Origin of the sequence: Mycobacterium sp. (assembly GCF_049280035.1) — a bacterium.
Lineage (GTDB): Bacteria > Actinomycetota > Actinomycetes > Mycobacteriales > Mycobacteriaceae > Mycobacterium.
Genome location: NZ_JBAPPI010000027.1, coordinates 1 through 1,504, shown reverse-complemented (window position 1 = coordinate 1,504; position 1,504 = coordinate 1). Strand labels below are relative to the sequence as shown.

General features: G+C 60.8%; 1 protein-coding gene. It reads right to left on the bottom strand.

Annotation, left to right across the window (positions count from 1 at the left end):
• Nucleotides 1–523 precede the first annotated feature (523 nt).
• The gene (locus tag WAN71_RS00960) at nucleotides 524–1,408 is read right to left on the bottom strand and encodes an LLM class flavin-dependent oxidoreductase (protein ID WP_422223537.1); all 885 of its coding nucleotides are present in this window, start codon (nucleotides 1,406–1,408) and stop codon (nucleotides 524–526) included.
• Nucleotides 1,409–1,504: the final 96 nt, after the last annotated feature.

The following is a 1,504-nucleotide window of genomic DNA, read 5'->3' as shown; positions in this document are numbered from 1 at the left end:
GTCGGGTCCGGTGTCATTACCAGGGTGATGGTTTCCGGCTGCTCTCTACCCCTCCGCAGCACGGTCATCGGGAAGTGAAGGCCGTCATTCCGAGCTCAGACCCGAACCGGGGCAGTACTGCACGGCCTGGCACAGACCACGATCAATAAACACCCTCATCGGAGAGTCAGTCCTTTCCCGCTGGAGCTCATGACAACTGAGCTTTCACTAGGTCACATACCCCGAGATTCATGTTGCGGGTCGGCGGTGGCGGTCCGAGCTAACAGCTTTTCCACCCAAACCAGCGATTTTGCGAAGTGCGGGATCTTCCCATCTGTGTGGTTGTCGTCCATCGCGCGATTCATCTTGACTACCAGCAGATCTCGCGCGTCCTCATGATCCTTGCGCAGTGCGCGCTTACGGCCGCCACCATCGCAACGGGATGCGGTGACTTTCGCTGCGCAGTGTGCCAATTGCGGCCTCATACTGGCCCACGCTTGATCCCGATTCGCATTGCCGCCGCGATGTTCACCATGGCCACCCCTCAGGAAAAGAGGACCGGAGCGAGGCGGTCGTACGACGCATCGTCGATCGCGCCGAGTTGGCACCGGGTAATCCCGAGTTCGCCGAGCCACGCCATACCCTCCGCAACCTTGCTGGCAGAGCCGAAGAACCGAGAGAAGATGCCATCGCCGGCGAGCTTCTCCAGCTCGCGGGTTAGATCATCGTCGCCAACGTTGCAGATCAGGTAAGCGCCGATCTCAATATCCGGACGGACCTGTCGGACACGCTCGATCATGGCGACAATGTGACTCTCGGGGATCTGCGCCCAGCCGTGCAAATCAAATTCGCCCGACCGACTCATTGAACCGAACGGTTTGATCTCCACCTTGTCACAGTGCGGTGTTACCTCACGAACGGTGCGGCGTCCGCCGACGGAGGCAATCAACGCCGGCGGGCGTTCACTAACCGGGCCAATGCCATCGATGTGCACCTCGTAGTAGGAACCCTTGAAGTCACACCGCCCCGTGTGAAGAAGCGACCGGACCACTTGCACGGATTCGATAAAAGCTCCCGCGCGGTCACGAGGCTCAGGGTAAGACATTCCGGCGTCGATCACCTCGTCGCGCAACCAGCCTGCGCCCATCCCGAGCTCGAACCGACCGTCGGCCACCAGCTGCATCATCAACGCGGCCTGCGCGACCTCGACTGGACTGCGGAACACGTTGTTGGTGAAAGCTGTCGTGATCCGCGCTTGGGTCGTCGCCGCCGCCATCGCACTGGCGCTGACCCACACATGTGGATATGGCCGCGCGAAGAAATGAAAGTGATCGGCAACCGAGAGGATGCTCCACCCTTGGTCTTCTCTAGCCCGTGCCCACCCGGCCGGATCAACGGTCGCATGCGTATAGTCGCTGACATACTCCACGGGGATTGTCCCGCCCTTCGATGGGTTTAGCCCGTTGGCATTCTAGCCAAAGCCCGGATCTGACAAAAAGGCCGCCGGCACGCCGAGGTCGATGCC